Origin of the sequence: Spirosoma aureum (genome assembly GCF_011604685.1) — a bacterium.
Classification (GTDB): domain Bacteria; phylum Bacteroidota; class Bacteroidia; order Cytophagales; family Spirosomataceae; genus Spirosoma; species Spirosoma aureum.
In genome coordinates this window covers 1,963,288-1,979,952 of record NZ_CP050063.1, presented here as the reverse complement: position 1 = coordinate 1,979,952, position 16,665 = coordinate 1,963,288, and the positions used below count along the sequence as shown (strand labels likewise).

Sequence of the window (16,665 nt, the reverse complement as noted above, 5' to 3'; positions counted from 1 at the left end):
CAATGGCTTACTTTTCTTAACAAAGCGGTTGTAGGCAGGTTGCGTTAGCAAAACTACAACGTTATGAAATCGATTGATCATCTGGTTGATTTGCTCGATCAGTCCCGTTTGCCGATGGTATCCCGGCAAAAATTCCTAAAAACAGCTGGTCAAGGTCTGGTTGCTGGCGCAGTCGGCAGTGCACTTCTTGGGTGCGATAAAAAGCCCGAAAACAACTCATCGGTTTCCGCAACTGTCAATACAACCAGCGGACCCGTACCCAAATTACCGGCTACTTCTCCACCGGCCAAAGTGCCTGCCGATTCTACTAAGCCGATAGAGCTGGAACAAATCAAAGCAAAAACAGAACAGGAGGAATCACCAACGCCAAGCCCTTTACCTCAAGATCAGCGCATTGGCTATGCGCTGGTTGGCCTGGGCCATCTGACACTAAATCAGATTCTACCGGCTTTTGGTGCTTGCAAAAAATCTAAAGTGGTGGCTTTAGTAAGCGGTAGCCCCGAAAAAATGCAGAAAGTAGCCGCCCAATACGGCGTCAGAAAAGAGAGCTGCTACAACTACGCCGATTACGATAAACTACGCGAGAATAAAGAAGTTCAGGCCATATACATTGTGCTTCCTAACGGGATGCATGCCGAATATACAATCAGAGGGGCACAGGCAGGCAAGCATATTCTCTGCGAAAAGCCAATGGCGAATAGCGCCCAGGAATGCCAGTCGATGATCGATGCCTGCCAGAAAGCGGGCCGTAAACTAATGATTGCGTATCGGATTCAATATGAACCACATCACCGGATTGTCCGTGAAATGATTCAGAAAGAACAATTCGGCAAGGTTAAGTCCATCATGGCTAACAACGGGCAAAACTCCGATAACCCGGACCATTGGCGGTTTAAAAAGGCGCTGGCCGGTGGAGGTTCGTTACCCGACGTTGGTTTATACTGCCTGAACACAATTCGATATCTACTGGGTGAAGAACCAACCGAAGTAGTCGGTTATGTTCATAGCACACCTAATGATCCTCGGTTTAAGGAAGTTGAAGAACAGGTCAACTGGCTCATGAAATTCCCGAGTGGAGTACAAACCAGTTGTGCTACCAGTTATGGCCATCACGACGACAAAAACTACAAGGTGCTGGCCGATACGGGCTGGATCAAAATGGACCCGGCATTTCCCTATACGGGTTTGCAGTTAGAAACGAGCCAGGCACAGGGAAAAGAAAATCAGGTTATTCAGCACAAAATTAGCGATCAGGACCAGTTTGCAGCCGAAATGGATCATTTCTCGGAATGCATCCTTGAGAACAAACGACCCTTTACGCCGGGTGAAGAAGGCCTTCAGGACCAGAAAATCATGGAAGCTATTTACCGATCGGCGCGGGAAGGGCGGCCCGTAAAGCTCGCTGAAGTCGATAAAAAAGATGCATTTCGTGGCCCGGAGCCCAAAAAATCCGCATGACGGTAAAGTCTATCGACGCGATTCAGGTTAGAGTACCATAAACTCTACCCGCCTGTTTTTCTTCCGGTTCTCTTTATTGTTATTGGGAGCAACGGGGTCCAGCGATCCGCGCCCGACGGCCTTTAGTCGATTTTTACGGATTCCTTTACCAACCAGATAGTTAACCACGGCCTGACAACGATCGCGGGAAAGCTGCGTATTCAGATCAAAATCGCCCTGGTTATCGGTATGACCCCGTATTTCGATGCGCAGTGATGGATACTGCGACAGCACATCGAACAACTGGTTAAGTTCCGTATACGATTCTGGCCGTAGAACAGGACTGCTCTGATCGAAATAAATCCTGTTCAGGCGAATGCTTTTACCTTTTTCAATGACGCCAAAGGTTTTTGTTGTGACAGAGGATACCGATAAAGCGGCTGTTTCCGTTGCCGCTTTATCGGTTGGCTGACCTTTGGATAATAGCGTTTTTTCAGCAGTAGCAGGCGATTTAGCCAACAATTTAACCAATACCTCATTTTGTTCTTTATCCAGGGTCAACGACCGTGTAACACCCTCATAGCCTGGAGCTGTACTGGTCAGTTTATAGATTCCTTTACCGGGTATAGCTGCCGTAGCCAGACCGGTTGCAAGGTCTATTTTTATGGGAATCGGTGGAGTTCCGGTTGGGCCAATAAGTATGAATGTGGCTCCCGACACTGCTTTCCCTGTTTGATTGTCGACCACCTTAATGGTCAGACTAAGCGTAATTTTATCTAGTTCAGCATCGAATTCATAAAGCTTGCCTGACAATGGGACATCAATAGCTAATCGTCGGTTTATGGACGTATAGCCCACTGCACTAACCTGAATGTCAAGATCATCATCGGTTGTAAATGTACGTTCAAGTCGACCGGTAGGTAATTCGAACCGCTCAGCTTTACCCGTAATTCGGGAGGTAATACTGACTACGGCCGATGCGAGAGGCTGACGAATATCCACCGAGAACACTTTGATAGTCAGCACAGTAGGCTTTAGCTTCATCAACTTCATCGTAATCCGTCGCGGAGCAATCACATTGGCTAATTGTATTTTAGCGGATACATAATCGGAAGCAGATGCCAGAATAGTAAGTGCGGTGCCTGACGCTACCGACACATTAAACTGTCGATTGAGACTGTCAAATACGGGTGTCAACCTCTGATGGGCCTGGTCGGTCACGCTCAACTCCCCGCCAGGAACCGGCTCCTTCGTTTGAGAATCAATTACCTGAATGGTTACCGCCAGTTGGGCCGAAGCATTCGGTTTTTCGGCTGAATGAGCCCGTGGTACGTACGCAGTGGCTGGCTGACATGCCGTTGTAGTCGGTGCAGAAACTGTATCTGACACAGGTGCTGAACCACCTTTTGTCACAACGGCAATATTATCGGCCTTACCTTCGGTATGTATAAATCGTAGTCGAAAATCGTTAGGAATTATATTGTCTGCTTCATAAGCGGTTCTATTGATGAGCTGACTATTGGCCCAAAAATTCAATCGGCCCTTCGCCCATAAATCCGAAACCAGAATGGCCGGGAATACTAAACAGGTGATTATACTTACCCGAACGCGGCTTATTGAGTTCGTCATCTATTTTTAATTATGCAGGTGCGATAACATCAAAATACGAACAGTTTATTAGTCGTCCAATCAGATCGTTAACAGGTAAAATCGTATGCACATCTTACTACTTTGGCTGTATATAGGCTGGCAACTTTTAACGGTATCGACCCAGGATACACCTAAGAACATACTTACTAAAATACCCTCGCCCGTTCTGTTTCAGGGTGATGACCATACGGCTTATCGCGACCCGGCAATACTTTATTACAACAACACAATGTACCTCTTTTTTACTCTCGTACGGATCGAAGAGGGCGGTAAGGTATATTCTTATACAGCCATGAGTCAATCCAAAGACCTGCGTCGCTGGTCGCAGATACAGATTTTGACACCCCGCGACCAACGTCTCGATTACAGTAGCCCCGGCAATATTATTCGATACAATAACGAATGGATTCTTTGCCTGCAAACTTACCCTCGCCCTGATTACACAGTTCAGCAAATGCCCCGATTCGGCAGCGGTGATGCCCGGCTTTTTACCATCCGAAGCAGCGACCTGCGTTATTGGAGCCAGCCCGAACTTATGCGTGTTAAAGGACCAACTGTGTCAGAACACGACATGGGCCGAATGATCGATCCCTATCTACTGGCCGACAAAGATGAACCCGGCAAATGGTGGTGTTTTTATAAGCAGAATGGGGTGAGTATGTCTTATTCCTATGACCTCCACGACTGGACCTACTCCGGGCATACAGATTCTGGCGAAAATGCCTGCGTGCTGGTCGAGAATAACGAGTACGTATTGATTCATTCGCCTAAAAATGGGATAGCTATTAAGCGCTCAACCGATTTACGAACCTGGAAAGATTGGGGTAGCCTCATTACGTTAGGGCAGGCAGATTGGCCCTGGGCCAGAGGCAGACTAACCGCAGGTACGGTGCTGAACATGAAGAACGAACCTCAGTTCGGGAAATACGTCATGTTCTTTCACGGTTCGGGTCCATTGACCGAAGAAGCTGGTAATTTTGATAAAAATGCATCAATCGGGATTGCCTGGAGCGATGATCTGAAAACATGGAACTGGCCCGGTAAAGAATCGCATCGTTAGCAAGTCAGACAATCTTTTACCGACATCGATTTGCTACTGACTATTTCCCAGTTTTACCGCCAGGCCGGGCGCTTGTCCTGTAAGCACGTTTACCGTAAATCGGAAACGGTCGGCAGTACCGAAATAGACTCCCAGATCGTCTTTAAAAAGTGTGGCCACCCGTACTAACTGCTCCTCATTTCCGCCCAAAAACTCCAGCATTATTAATCGGGTTGGGTTAGCTGTCAGGTACGTTTTTAGTTGCTCCAAAACTGCCTTATTTCCCTGAACCCCACGTAACCAGCTCTTCACTAACTGGCTAACGAACACCCGATCCTGTTCAGACAAGGTAGTATCTTTATTGGCTACAGCTTTCAACGCACAGCCGTCAAGCTCCTTTAACCCGGCTTCGTTTGGACAGGTATCCTGATGATCGCGAAGTCCATCGCCATCTGTATCCGGACAACCGGCCAAAGCTGCCGGGCCAGCCACAGCCGGGCATTCATCTTCGTTATTAGCAATCCCATCACCGTCGGTATCTGGGCAACCCTTATATTTGGCCGGTCCGGGTTCATGAGGGCAGGCATCATTTTTATCGAGAATTCCGTCACCATCAGAATCGGGGCAGCCTTTGTTCGATTTAGGTCCGGCATCCTGGGGGCAGTTGTCGTCTTTATCCTGAATGCCATCATTATCCGTATCGGGACAGCCCTGAAAAAGCCAGACACCCGGAACGGATGGACAAAAATCACGCTGGTCAGAAACATGATCTCCATCACTATCTCTCGGCCGTTTTGCTCCAATTGACCATGTTACACCCGCGAAGAGATGTGCTGACATTCCGTTATCTGTAATGAACCCAACTAAATTATCGCTTCCGATCGTGAACATGCCATACCGAACGTGCGTACCAAGCGATACCTTGCCCAATTCCCGCCAGTAATTTACCATCGCCGAAAACTCCAGACCTGCCGATTCATAGCGAGGTCCGAATGTTATAAGTTCAGCCCGATGCTGAGCAATGGCCGCCCGATCGGCCGATGGTCGGGTGGGTTTCCACCAGGCAGCGCCAACAAACCAGTTCTTACGGACCTGAGCATCCAGTTGAACCGACAAAGTCTGGGGTAGTTTCACTGTCAGATCACCAATTGTGCCTTCGGGTACAATTCCCAGCGATCGGGCTACGGCATCTCTGACCTGTGTAGGTGTTCTGGGCGGTTTTATCTCCGACTGAAGCAGCGTACCTTCTCGCGGCTGAACCATCCAGGAACTGGCATTTTTATACCGGATACTGCCAATATCCAGCAGCGACAGTCCGAACCTGAACTTATATTTTGTTGCCGATGCGTCCACAAGTGTTTTGCCATCCATTGGGTAGTAAAACGACTCGGTCTCCGGTCTGAATTCGTACGTCAATCCGATATCGAAGCCATTGCCTGTTCCGGGTATTTTCCCAAAAAGCGCATCGCCGAAAGTCAGTTGATTTAGTGTTATGAGGTCTGAATAGGTCGTTGTCAGGCTATTGAGCGAATAGCCGAGCCAATCCGAAGGTGCCCCGAATTTACCATTTGCTGCTAGTTCTGTTGTTTGCAGACCACGAATGTATTTATAGGTTCCGCCCGCCTTCACAAAATGATGATCCTTAACGATTATTGGCAGTGCATAGGACAAAGCAATTTCACCGAAAGCGGTTGATGTCAAATGGGCCGAGCGGTTAATATCTGCCAGGGGCGCTGTGCTTCCCTGAAACCAGTCGATCAGATCAAAAGCCCCGGTCAGATTAAGATCGGACCGATATCGGGTAGTAACCGCAAATGCATGATTATTAGGCAATTGATACATAGCCCCCGGCCCATGCATATCAACTTCTTTCATGGCCAGGTTCTGCCCATGCAGTTTAATATTAGCTTGAGCAAAAAAAAGCGTCGCCAATGGCACGCGAGGCTGATTGGCAGCCTGAAACGATACTGTTCCTATATTAACGTAAGTCCCCCAGCGAGAATCAGCAATAGAAGATGGATTTAAAGATAACCCATTGGTGCCAGCATAATTACTAAGCTGATAACCAGTCATCCGCTGCGCAATCAGAAAACCAGGCACTAAACAAAGAATACCAATAAGTAGACGTTTGGGCATAGAGGAGGCATGATATACTGGCAAAAATGCGAAATCAAAAGCCCCTATCCAAAACTGTACTTGGGTGATTTAGTACACGGCGATTTTTAGTGAAAACGTTATATATAATAATCGCTTAATCAATGATGAGCAGCCGTTGTTGATACCGGCGGATTAATCATGATATGGGCCCGGTGCGTACCCGGATCCATAATCCAGGGCATACCCGGCGCTTCGGGTTTTAGAGGAAGCCCGGTGCTTTCGGCAGTTGCATAGGGAATGTAAACGACATAGCGTAAATAACCGTCTTTCACGTCACCAGTGGCAACATCATAGTTCTCATCTTTTGCCGTATACGAAAACAACGTCGATGGATGAGTGGGCATCATTAACTTCTTATCCTTGGTTTCCTGTTCGCGAATAGCCAGAATTTCGGCTGGTTTTTTACCTTCCTTTTTCAAAATCCGGCCCCGCTCCATAAACGGATCTAAATCGCGATGGTAGCAGGATACACTCAAACCTTTCTGGGCTGGGTCGTCGGCCAGACAAATCAGTTCGTTTGTCCCTTTCCGAAGTACGACAAACTCATTCTTCGCGGTATAACCATATACAGTCGCTCCATCGCGTTTATCTGCCGGAGCAGCCAGAATCGCAGCCTTAATCTGCACGTCGGGCGAAGGTACAGTAGGCGTTTGGGCCATAACAACGGCAACCAGGCTGTATGAAGCCAAGAAGGCAGAGATCGTTTTCATCCTTAACGTATTTTTATTCAGTAAGGCGAATCAATGCAACTACTACTCAAACCACAGCAGGACTATTGATATCCTCTGGCCTGCAAACCAAACAATTCGGCGTATCGACCATCCTTCTCCAGCAATTCGTAATGGCTGCCGATTTCGAGCAGCGTACCGTTCTCCAGAACCAGAATCCGGTCGGCCATGCGAACGGTACTGAACCGGTGCGAAATAATCACCGACGATTTTCCATCGGTCAGTTTTCCGAAGCGCTGGAACACCTCATATTCGGCGCGAGCGTCAAGTGCGGCTGTAGGTTCATCCAGAATAATTAATTGAGCGTCACGCATATAGGCCCGACCGAGGGCAACTTTCTGCCATTCGCCCCCCGACAGTTCGACTCCCTTGCCAAATGAACGCCCTAACTGCTGATCGTAGCCACCAGCGAGTTTGGCAATAACGGTGTCGGCCAAGCTTCGTTGCGCCGACGCTTCAATACGGGGCTGGTTGGTCCGTTCGTCAATATCACCTACCGCAATATTTACGCCTGCCGACATTTTAAACCGGGTGTAATCCTGAAAAATAACACCGATGTTCCGCCGTAATTCCATCAAATCATATTCGCGGAGATCATACCCATCGAGTAAAATCCGTCCCTCTGCGGGATCGTAAAGGCGGGCCAGCAGCTTAACGAGTGTTGTTTTGCCCGCACCATTTTCGCCGACGAGCGCAAGCTTTTCGCCCGCATGGAGCGTAAATGACAAATTACGCAACGCCCAGCGCTCCGAGTTGGTGTATTTAAACCCAACATTTTCGAAAACAAAACCCTCTCGAATCGGATTTGGAAATGGCCTTGCTATACCGGGCGAATGAATCGATGGTTGAATTGCGAAATAATCGAACAGATCCTGTAAATAGATAGCTTCCTGTGTCAGGCTGCTGAACTGAAGTAAAATTCCTTCCAGCGAACCGCGCACCTGCCGGAACGATCCCGCCAGGAACGTCAGGTCGCCCAGCGAAATCTGGCCCCCAACTGCCCGCATAACAATCCAGACATAGGCTCCGTAGTAACCTGCCGTACCGAGAGCGGTCAGTAGCGTTCCCCAACCCGCCCGACTAATGGCTAATGATCGATTTTTGAGAAAGTATTCCCACGATAAAGAACGGAAGCGATCAATCAGGAAATTGGATAATCCGAAAATCTTGACCTCTTTGGCCGTTTCGTCACTAGCACCAATGAAGCGCAGGTAGTCAAGTTCGCGCCGTTCGGGTGTCCACGAACGCGATAGTGAATAACTCCGCTGATTGAAATAATTATCGCCAATGAAGGATGGCGTTACGGCCAGTAGAATCAGGAGTAACAACCAGGGATTGTAGATCGCCAGACCAGCCGCCAGAAAGGCCACCGAAATCAACTCCTGTACTTGTCCGAATACTCCCGACAAAAGCACCGTCCGACCCGTCGTTTGTCGGCGGGCGCGTTCGAGCTTGTCATAAAACGTAGCATCTTCAAACTGTTCCAGATCGAGCGTGGCTGCGTGTTCCATGAGCCGAATCGATGTCCTGTTCGCAAACAAATCGCCCAAGAGGCTATCCATTAACGAAACTGCCCGACCCAGCGCCGTCGAAATAATAGCCAGTCCAAACTCAGCCGCAACGAGCCACCACAGATAGTTCGTATCATCGGGAGTTGACCCAGCCGTATGTTTATTCAGGGCTACAACCTGATCAATAATAAGTTTGCCAATGTAGAGTGTTGCCGCCGGAATTGCCGCCCGAATCAGGCGCAAAGCCGCGTTGCCCAGAAATAAGCCGGGCGAAGTTTCCCAGACTAAGCGAAAAAAGGCGGGCAGATTGCCGAGGGCTGCGAAGCGTTCGCGCCAGCTTATTTGTTCCTTAGTATCAGTGGGATTAGCGTGTGGAGTTGCCTTTTTTGCCATATACCCAAAAGACAAGTGCAAGCGGGGATTAGTTCATAATCCTTATCTCGCTGCTCCGGGATTCAGGCACTAAGGTCAAGCTACCAGTTTTCGGAAAAATTAATAGGCAGATATCCTATTTTGCACCATAATCTGATTCGAATCATTTTGATTTATAGAAGATTTTCAGGCTCCGTAAATCAATAGTTAAAACCAATCTATTACCTTTCTGAACAAACTAAGGTCATTTTATTGGTCGTGCAGAAAACAGTACCGTTATCCATGCAATCCTGCTTATTACGATTTAGTCTGGGCGTAGTTCTGCTCGTGGCAGTTGGTACAACGGTCTTTAGTGCAGCTCTTCCATTCGATAATCCGTCGGGAATTTCGTTTTTTAGAGGCTCCTGGAAAACAGTAGTAGCCGAAGCCAAACGCCAGAACAAGCCGATCTTTCTGGACATTTATACCGCCTGGTGTCCACCATGCAAACGAATGGCTAAAGAAGCGTTCCCTAACCCGAAAGTAGGCGCTAAATTCAACGTTCATTTTATCAACTATCAGCTCGATGCCGAAAAAGGAGAGGGTATTGAGATCGCGAAACGATACGCCGTATCGAGTTATCCAACGGCGCTGTATATAACCCCAAACGGCGATTTAATTCACCGGTCTGTCGGCTACGGTGGTGTAAACGCCATGATCGATCAGGCCAACCATATGCTGGCATTACCTCAGTTCCGGTCAACAATTGCCAAAGGAGACAAAGACTACGCGGAGGGTCGGCGCGATGCACCATTTCTGAGAAAATATCTGGCAACCTGTAAAGCACTTAACCGGCCCATCGATGAAGTGCTTGATGCGTATCTTGACGCACTACCTGAACAGGAACGCTCGACAAATGAGTCAATTTCATTTATAGCCGGGGCTATTCAATCATCCAATACCAAAGCATTTGACTACCTCATCAAAAACCGGCCAGACTCGGTTGACTCAATCAAACAAAGCGTGGTGGCAGTGATGATTTCCGATGCACTAGCCCATGTACTTGCCAATGACTTTGAGCGAGCATGTGCAACGAATGATGAAGCACTTCTCGAAACGGTTATTGCCAATAATGAACGAAATGCCATTTCGGCTAATCCGTCGGCAATTAGGTCAGCTATTCAGAAACAGGAAACAGCTGATGCTTATCGCCTGAAATTTTCAAGTCAAACTAAAAATTTAGGCAAATAGCGGGTGGTAGCAGATGACCTGTTTCTACCTTCAGGCTAGATTAAAATCATTTAATCTCACAAACCGGGCAGGATAATGTTTAGGTAGTTAACCATTCAGTCTATTAATCATTCCTACCGTATGGAAACCAATAAATTCGCTCGATTTTTTGAAAAGTTCGCGTCGAGGGCTACCCAGGCAACTGGTTCCTCAACTGCATTTCTGCTGGCTTTGTCAACAATCGTTATATGGGTCATCACGGGCCCAATCTTTGGTTATTCTGATACGTGGCAATTAGTAATCAATACGGGTACGACAATCATTACGTTCCTGATGGTCTTTCTAATTCAGAAATCGCAAAATAAAGACTCGCTTGCGATGCAGATTAAACTGAACGAATTGCTGGCCGTCAATCGAAAAGCCAGCAACAGGTTGTTAAATGTCGAAGATCTTACGGAAGCGGAGCTTCATGCATTGCACGAATTCTTTGGGCGACTGGCCGAACGTGCTAAAGCAGAAGCGACTCTTTCGGAGTCGCACTCAATTGAAGAAGCAGAAGAAATACACGAAGACAAACTGGAGGAATTAGAAGAACGGCGGGTAGTCCGTCAAAAAGAGAAGCAAACACATAAACTACAGACCAAAACTCAATCGGCAAAGAGCTAGAATCCCATTTTCACTTCTTGCCGCTCCCCCGAAACGGTCTGTTCTTCCATATTGAATATGTCAGCTAAGGTCATAGCCTCTTTGGTTCGATAATCCATGCCAATATGTGCCAGGAGTTCATTGGCTTTATCAGCAGCTAGCTTACCAAATGCGTAATCGACCATTAGGCGTCCCTTCCGCAACAGGGCTTTGTCCAGGAGATGCTTGCTGGCATTGAAGGTAGCAATAACCTGAATGTGCATACAATCGGCCAACAAACCGTCGGTAAGGTTCAATATGTTCGATACACTGTTGGTATCTCCACCGGCCTCGCGTGATTGAAGAATGCGTTCGGCGTCCTCAATAATCAGTACAGAGTCTTTATTATCGAGCAAAAACGGAATGATCTCCGGCGACGTCAGGTAATTGGTCATGTAGGGCGGCAAAATAAGCATGTCCTTTTTGACCAATGAACTCAGGTATTTGATATAGGTTGTTTTGCCCGTTCCGGGTTCGCCATGAAGCAAAATCAACCCTTTGCTTTTGGGTTGTGCCAACAGCGTAACCAGTCGTTCATGAACAGGCTGGAAATCGTCATTATAATGCAGGTCGAGATTAATATCAGGCGGTAAAATTTCAACCCGCTCAGTATGCAACCCACCTAATCCACTCTGAATCAGATATATATGAGTCTGATTCTCCTCATGAACGTATTTGTGATCCTGAAATCCATCCAGTAATGCACGCGCAGATCCCTCATCGCGGTAAAATCCATACAGCCTAAAGAATCGCTCGCCAACAAACTCAGCCTTAAGCACTACACCATCACTGTGCTGATAAATCCGTTCAACTGTATGCCAGCCATCGTCGTTGACGCGGGTTGAGAGATTAATCAGGTCAAACCCCCGCTCATCCAGCAATGCCCGTGCCGACGGCTTAAAATCGTCATTGAAATGCAGGTAGTTCGGATAGCTGCCAAAAGCCTGCACAAAGTGCGGTGCCATCGGAAACTCACGATCGAGGTCGCTGGGAATGTACAAGTTTTGAATGGTTTGATGATTAGGCATACGACTATCGGCCGTCAGGTAGCGGAACATTTCGGCTTTTGAGAACTCTTCCTGAGGCTTCAAGTGGGCTTTAGATTACGATTTTACGGTACTAAATTACCTTAAAATTAATAAATAGCATACTCTGGGCGACAGTTTAAGCCAATAGCGGTAAACAACAGGGACATTTAATATGAAAACTTGAGTAGGCCTGGCGAAAAGCGAAACATAATTTCATGCACACTCTTCTCATAATACTGATTTGATAACGGGCTTTCGGGTGTTTTTGAGTTAAAAATATACCCGATCCGAATTGATTTCGTCAATTGATACTCCGCCAGAGCCTGCAAATAATTTGTCTGAATAACCCCAGGGCTATTGCTACGATAGGAAGCACCAAGCCCAAATTCTTCGCCAAACCAGATCCGGGCGTTTATGTCGATACCCAATGGCCGATCGTCAATTTTAGAGACAAGAACGGATGGAATCAGTACGGTTCCTTCGTCAATGCTGATTTTCGTACCCACATTCACCATAATCGGCCGAACAGCGGGATAAATTGTCTGTCCTGCCAGATTTACTCCCTTCGACACGATTTCGGGCATCGAAATACCGCCAAAAAAGTGTTCAGCCTGATAATAAATCCCAACACCAAAGCTCCCAACGGCCCGGTTCAGGCTCGACGCGCTGGTGAAATCATAGACCGGTAACACGTTGACACCACCCTGCACACCGATCGATAGCTTAGCCAGTGCAGGCAAATTAAACCGATACGCCACACTACCATATACGCCGGTAGCGGCCAACACACCCATACGATCGTTCAGGGCCTGAAAACCCAACCCGATCCGGCCATTGTCTATTGACCCATCGCCCGAAACACTCTGCGTTATCGGTGCATTACGGGCAGTTATCCATTTACGTCGTAGAAAAGCGGACAAATGAAAAGACTCGCGACTACCCGCATAAGCCGGATTGATACTTAATGGGTTGACCAGATATTGCGAGTAAAGTACTTCTCGTTGCGCCAGAGCAGGACGAGCCGTAACTAGTGCAACGAAGCAAAAAAGCAAAAAAAGGGGATTTTTACGGATAAAAACAGACATAGGTCGTTGAGGAATAGGGGCCCAAATTGCGGGGTTTTGTGCTAAAAACCTAATCGGGCCATTGATTAACGATCAACCCCGCTCGACTACCGAGCGGGGTTGATTGCTTAAGCCATACAGGTATGAATACGATGTTCAGCGATATGCTTTTAATGGCAGATTACCCCTCCCTGTTAACGCAGATCAAGCTATTACTACTCCAGCGTCAGAATCTTAATTTCAGTCCGACGGTTCTGCTGGTGTACTTCTTCTGGACAGTTGACGCCATCTTTGCACTTGTTCAGCAACAGGCTTTCTCCATACCCTTTCGCAACCATTCGCGTAGACGAAATACCTTTTTTCTTCAGGTAAGCCACGGCAGCTTTGGCACGGTTACTCGATAATGTTTTGTTGTATGTTGCAGTTGCCCGGCTATCGGTATGCGACCGCATTTCGATTTTCATAGTCGGGTATTTGGCCATCAGGGCTACCACTTTATCGAGTTCGAGGGCCGCATCAGGACGGATAGTTGCTTTATTGAGGTCATAATAAATGTTATCAATTTTAATAACATCACCTTTCTTGAACATAGTCAGATCGGGCGACCCTGAACCGTCTTTCGTTATCCTGCCACCATTGGTTCCCATATTGTCTTTCATGGCTTCGAGCGAGTAATCGCAACCCGACTGTACCATAAACTCGTAGCTGCCATCCGCACCTGTCGTGGTTTCCTGCGATGTTCCGTCACATTCATTGACCAGGACTACTTTCACACCAGCAATAGGCTTCTTATTCGTCTGGGTCGTTACAACACCACGCAGCTTGCTTGTGGCAGGCTTTGCCTCTTCTTTCGGCTTAGTGAGCGGTATTTCGATACGGGATGGCAAATCGTCGGATAAATCTTTGGTCGAGAATCCGATTTTATTATCAACATAACCCTCACGACTTGCCAGGAATTTAAAATCACTGTCGGTGTCGAGGCAAATCCGCATCAATCCTTCGGCATCTGTTTTGAGCTGCTTGTCGTTTACTTTACCTTCACGCTCAACGGCCACCGACGTATTGGCCAATGGCTCTTTTGAGTCGGCATCAAATACACTTACCATCAGTTCACGGCAGGGATACATGGGCCCTTCACGCGTAAAACGATAGACATCATCATCAGCTCCGCCATTCTTACGATTACTGCTGAAGTACCCGGTTTTGCGTTCAGCATCAGTTACGATACCAAAATCATCCTGTGGAGAATTTAGCGGTTCGCCAACGTTCCGAAGATTTTTGACATGCTGACCATCGTCAGACAGCTGAGCATAAAATATATCCAGTCCTCCTAGTCCGGCCTGCCCATCGGAAGCCAGGTAGAGGTTGCCTTTTTCATCAATGAATGGAAACATTTCATTCCCTTTCGTATTTACTTCTTTCCCCAGATTTATGGGTTCCGACCACTTTCCATTCGTCCATTTTGACACGTAAATATCGGTTCCACCAAATCCTCCCGGGCGATCAGATGAAAAGTACAGGAATTTATCATCTGGAGAAAGAGCAGGATGCCCTGTCGAATATTCGTCGTTATTGAACGGAAGCTCTTCTACTTTACCCCAATAGCCGCTTGTTTGTGTTGATGTATATAATTTAAGTTTGTTAACACCATCGGTGCTTTTACGAGACTTCCCATCATTGAAGTTATTACGCGTAAAAATTACTCGGCTACCATCTTTAGTAAACGTTGCCGGGCCCTCATGGTATTTTGTGTTCAGAGATCGGCTAAACTGATCGGATTCACTAACTGCTTCCTCCGAATAGCCTAATCCGGCATTAATGTTATTGCCGCCGAAATAACCCACCGTCCGCGAGTCGTTGGCCGTTTGTGCCGTATAATCATCGCTACCGAGTGGCCGAATGAGCATGGTCTTTGGCACCTTTTTAGCATTTGGGGTAGATCCCCCCAGACGGGCTGCTGTTGAACCCCGAAGGTCCTTGGCTTCAGGCAGATAATACAGGTCCAGAAATGGTGTACTATTCCATTTGAACACCCGTTTAATTCCGTTTGGCTCACCTGTCGATACAAATACCAATCCACCTTTATACAGTATTGGACTGAATTCTGCCTTACGCGTATTTAGTTTCAAAAACTCAACTTTATAGCTGTCGGCATTGCTCGTCAATGGAGTTACGTCACGATAAAGCTTCGTGAATTTCGCGCCCCGTTTGTCGTCAGGTTGTACGTTACTGTATTTTTCGTACATCACCTGCGCTTCGCGGTATTTGCCATTGCTGGCCAGCGCCTGCGCATAATAGAGATAACTTTGAGAATATTCTGGTGGGAGTTCTCCCCCTGCGATTAGATCGCGATAAACCCGTTCAGCATTCTTCGTATCATGAATCTGATGGTAGCTATATCCTAATTTTACTTTAGCGGCTCGACGTTCATTTTCTGGTAACGTTGCAGCGCCAGTTAGGGCTTGTTCATATAGATTAACGGCCTGGGCATAGGCCAGTTGATCGAACTGGCGATCGGCCTGTTTATTGAGCGACTGTGCGAACACCTGTCCGATAAGCAGCCAGAGCAGACTAAAAAGCGGGCAAATCCGTATCATAATAACAAAGAGTGTTTTTAAGGCTGTTACAGGAGCCAGAATAAATTGGTATGTCTTTGTAAACAAGCAAAGCGAACATATCTATTAATAAAGCAAATACTGCGCCGAAATTGACGATGGCCTGTAAAGAGAAGAGACGCAAGCTAAAAGACTTATTGAATCGTCTTCCTTCTTACGTCTCTCCTTAGCTTTATCTTTCTTTGCTATCAGAAATACCTGGGCGTGAGGATGCGGTTCTTACCGAAACCAAACTCATAGCGCAACATGAGCTCATGCGAACTGGGGGCGATGTCTTTGAAATTGTTCATCGTCCGATCATACGCGTAGCCAAAGCGGAACTGATCCGTCAGCTGCACCTCCAGCATCCCCACCAACGCATCGGTGCCCACAGGACTCCAGTCCGAAAACTGATTCCGACGGATCGAAGCGCCAATCGCAACCCGATCTGCAAACCAGAAATTGATGTTCCCATCAAAGCCCAGTGGTGCACCCTCCGCATACTTCACCAGCATCGAGGGCTTCATCTTCACGACCGGACTAAGGCCGACAACAAATCCGGCCGCCAGATACGCATGACGACGTTGCGTCGAGATTACGTTTCCTACATTGTACTCGGTCAGCTTGTTCTTAATCAAGCGGGGCACCGATAAACTGATATACGACCGGTCATTGCTCAGGTAAATCCCTGTCCCGAAATTGGGCAGGATCTTTGAAATGTTGTTGGCAAAAGCCGGGTCCAACTGACCCGACCCGTCCGGAGTCGTCTTGATGTCGGCCAGGTTCACATTATAACTGGCCGCGCCAGCCTGTAAACCCAACGCCAGTGTGCTCTTGGCACCCACCTTGATCCGAAACGCATACGAGGCAAAACCGCCCGCTTCCGAGACCGCCCCATACTTATCCCCGTACAACTGTAGACCGACGCCTACCCGCTCCCGGTTCAGTGGCATATCCATCGTAAAGGTCGCCGTTTGCGGTGCTCCCTCTACCCCTGTCCACTGATTGCGGTACAGGGCCGACATGCTCAGAACATCCCGACTGCCCGCATAGGCTGGGTTCAAAGCCATCATGTTGAACATGTACTGCGAGAACATCTTGTCCTGTTGAGCCTGGGCCGGCTTGCTGCCGATCCCAAGGATCAGCAGCAGCCCCACCGCCCACTTTTTTGTTGAAAACTGGTTTGCCATCG

The 16,665-nt window shown here is 47.7% G+C and carries 12 protein-coding genes; 4 read left to right on the top strand and 8 right to left on the bottom strand.

The features are described 5' to 3' along the window. Positions 1-63: 63 nt before the first annotated feature. Entirely contained in the window at positions 64-1,458 is a 1,395-nt protein-coding gene (locus G8759_RS07950; protein ID WP_167206775.1) for a Gfo/Idh/MocA family protein, read from the top strand. Between the two features lie 27 nt (positions 1,459-1,485). Here the strand turns inward: G8759_RS07950 and G8759_RS07945 are convergent, their stop codons facing one another. Further along, on the bottom strand, positions 1,486-3,066 hold the full coding sequence (locus G8759_RS07945) for an OmpA family protein (protein WP_167206773.1): 1,581 nt from the start codon (positions 3,064-3,066) through the stop codon (positions 1,486-1,488). An 85-nt stretch (positions 3,067-3,151) separates the two neighbouring features. Between G8759_RS07945 and G8759_RS07940 the strand changes: the two genes are divergently transcribed. Continuing rightward, positions 3,152-4,147: a glycoside hydrolase family protein gene (locus G8759_RS07940; RefSeq protein WP_197933106.1), complete on the top strand. Its 996-nt coding sequence runs from the start codon at positions 3,152-3,154 to the stop codon at positions 4,145-4,147. 33 nt (positions 4,148-4,180) lie between these two features. Here G8759_RS07940 and G8759_RS35795 read toward each other — a convergent pair whose 3' ends face one another. From G8759_RS35795 to G8759_RS07925, 3 genes are all read right to left on the bottom strand, one after another. After that, positions 4,181-6,262, bottom strand: a complete 2,082-nt coding sequence (locus G8759_RS35795) for a DUF5723 family protein (RefSeq protein ID WP_232074174.1) — start codon at positions 6,260-6,262, stop codon at positions 4,181-4,183. 119 nt (positions 6,263-6,381) lie between these two features. Then, positions 6,382-6,993 carry a hypothetical protein gene (locus G8759_RS07930; protein WP_167206770.1) on the bottom strand — a complete coding sequence of 204 codons (612 nt, stop codon included), beginning with the start codon at positions 6,991-6,993 and terminating at the stop codon, positions 6,382-6,384. A gap of 62 nt (positions 6,994-7,055) precedes the next feature. Continuing rightward, positions 7,056-8,915, bottom strand: a complete 1,860-nt coding sequence (locus G8759_RS07925; protein WP_167206768.1) for an ABC transporter ATP-binding protein — start codon at positions 8,913-8,915, stop codon at positions 7,056-7,058. A 261-nt stretch (positions 8,916-9,176) separates the two neighbouring features. On the opposite strand from G8759_RS07925, the gene G8759_RS07920 reads away from it, so the two are divergent. Next, a complete protein-coding gene (locus G8759_RS07920) occupies positions 9,177-10,124 on the top strand; it encodes a thioredoxin family protein (protein ID WP_167206766.1) in 948 nt (315 codons plus the stop codon). Between the two features lie 120 nt (positions 10,125-10,244). Next, positions 10,245-10,769 carry a low affinity iron permease family protein gene (locus G8759_RS07915; RefSeq protein ID WP_167206764.1) on the top strand — a complete coding sequence of 175 codons (525 nt, stop codon included), beginning with the start codon at positions 10,245-10,247 and terminating at the stop codon, positions 10,767-10,769. Here G8759_RS07915 and G8759_RS07910 read toward each other — a convergent pair. The 4 genes from G8759_RS07910 to G8759_RS07895 all read right to left on the bottom strand — a co-directional run bounded on the left by G8759_RS07910 (position 10,766) and on the right by G8759_RS07895 (position 16,663). Continuing rightward, the gene (locus G8759_RS07910; RefSeq protein ID WP_167218798.1) at positions 10,766-11,845 is read right to left on the bottom strand and encodes an AAA family ATPase; all 1,080 of its coding nucleotides are present in this window, start codon (positions 11,843-11,845) and stop codon (positions 10,766-10,768) included. The two genes, G8759_RS07915 and G8759_RS07910, sit on opposite strands and share 4 nt — an antisense overlap. A gap of 137 nt (positions 11,846-11,982) precedes the next feature. Next, a complete protein-coding gene (locus tag G8759_RS07905; RefSeq protein ID WP_167206762.1) occupies positions 11,983-12,900 on the bottom strand; it encodes a PorP/SprF family type IX secretion system membrane protein in 918 nt (305 codons plus the stop codon). A 194-nt stretch (positions 12,901-13,094) separates the two neighbouring features. Beyond that, complete coding sequence (locus tag G8759_RS07900) at positions 13,095-15,476, bottom strand: OmpA family protein (protein ID WP_167206760.1); 2,382 nt, start codon at positions 15,474-15,476, stop codon at positions 13,095-13,097. A 206-nt stretch (positions 15,477-15,682) separates the two neighbouring features. Beyond that, positions 15,683-16,663: a PorP/SprF family type IX secretion system membrane protein gene (locus G8759_RS07895; protein WP_167206758.1), complete on the bottom strand. Its 981-nt coding sequence runs from the start codon at positions 16,661-16,663 to the stop codon at positions 15,683-15,685. Positions 16,664-16,665: the final 2 nt, after the last annotated feature.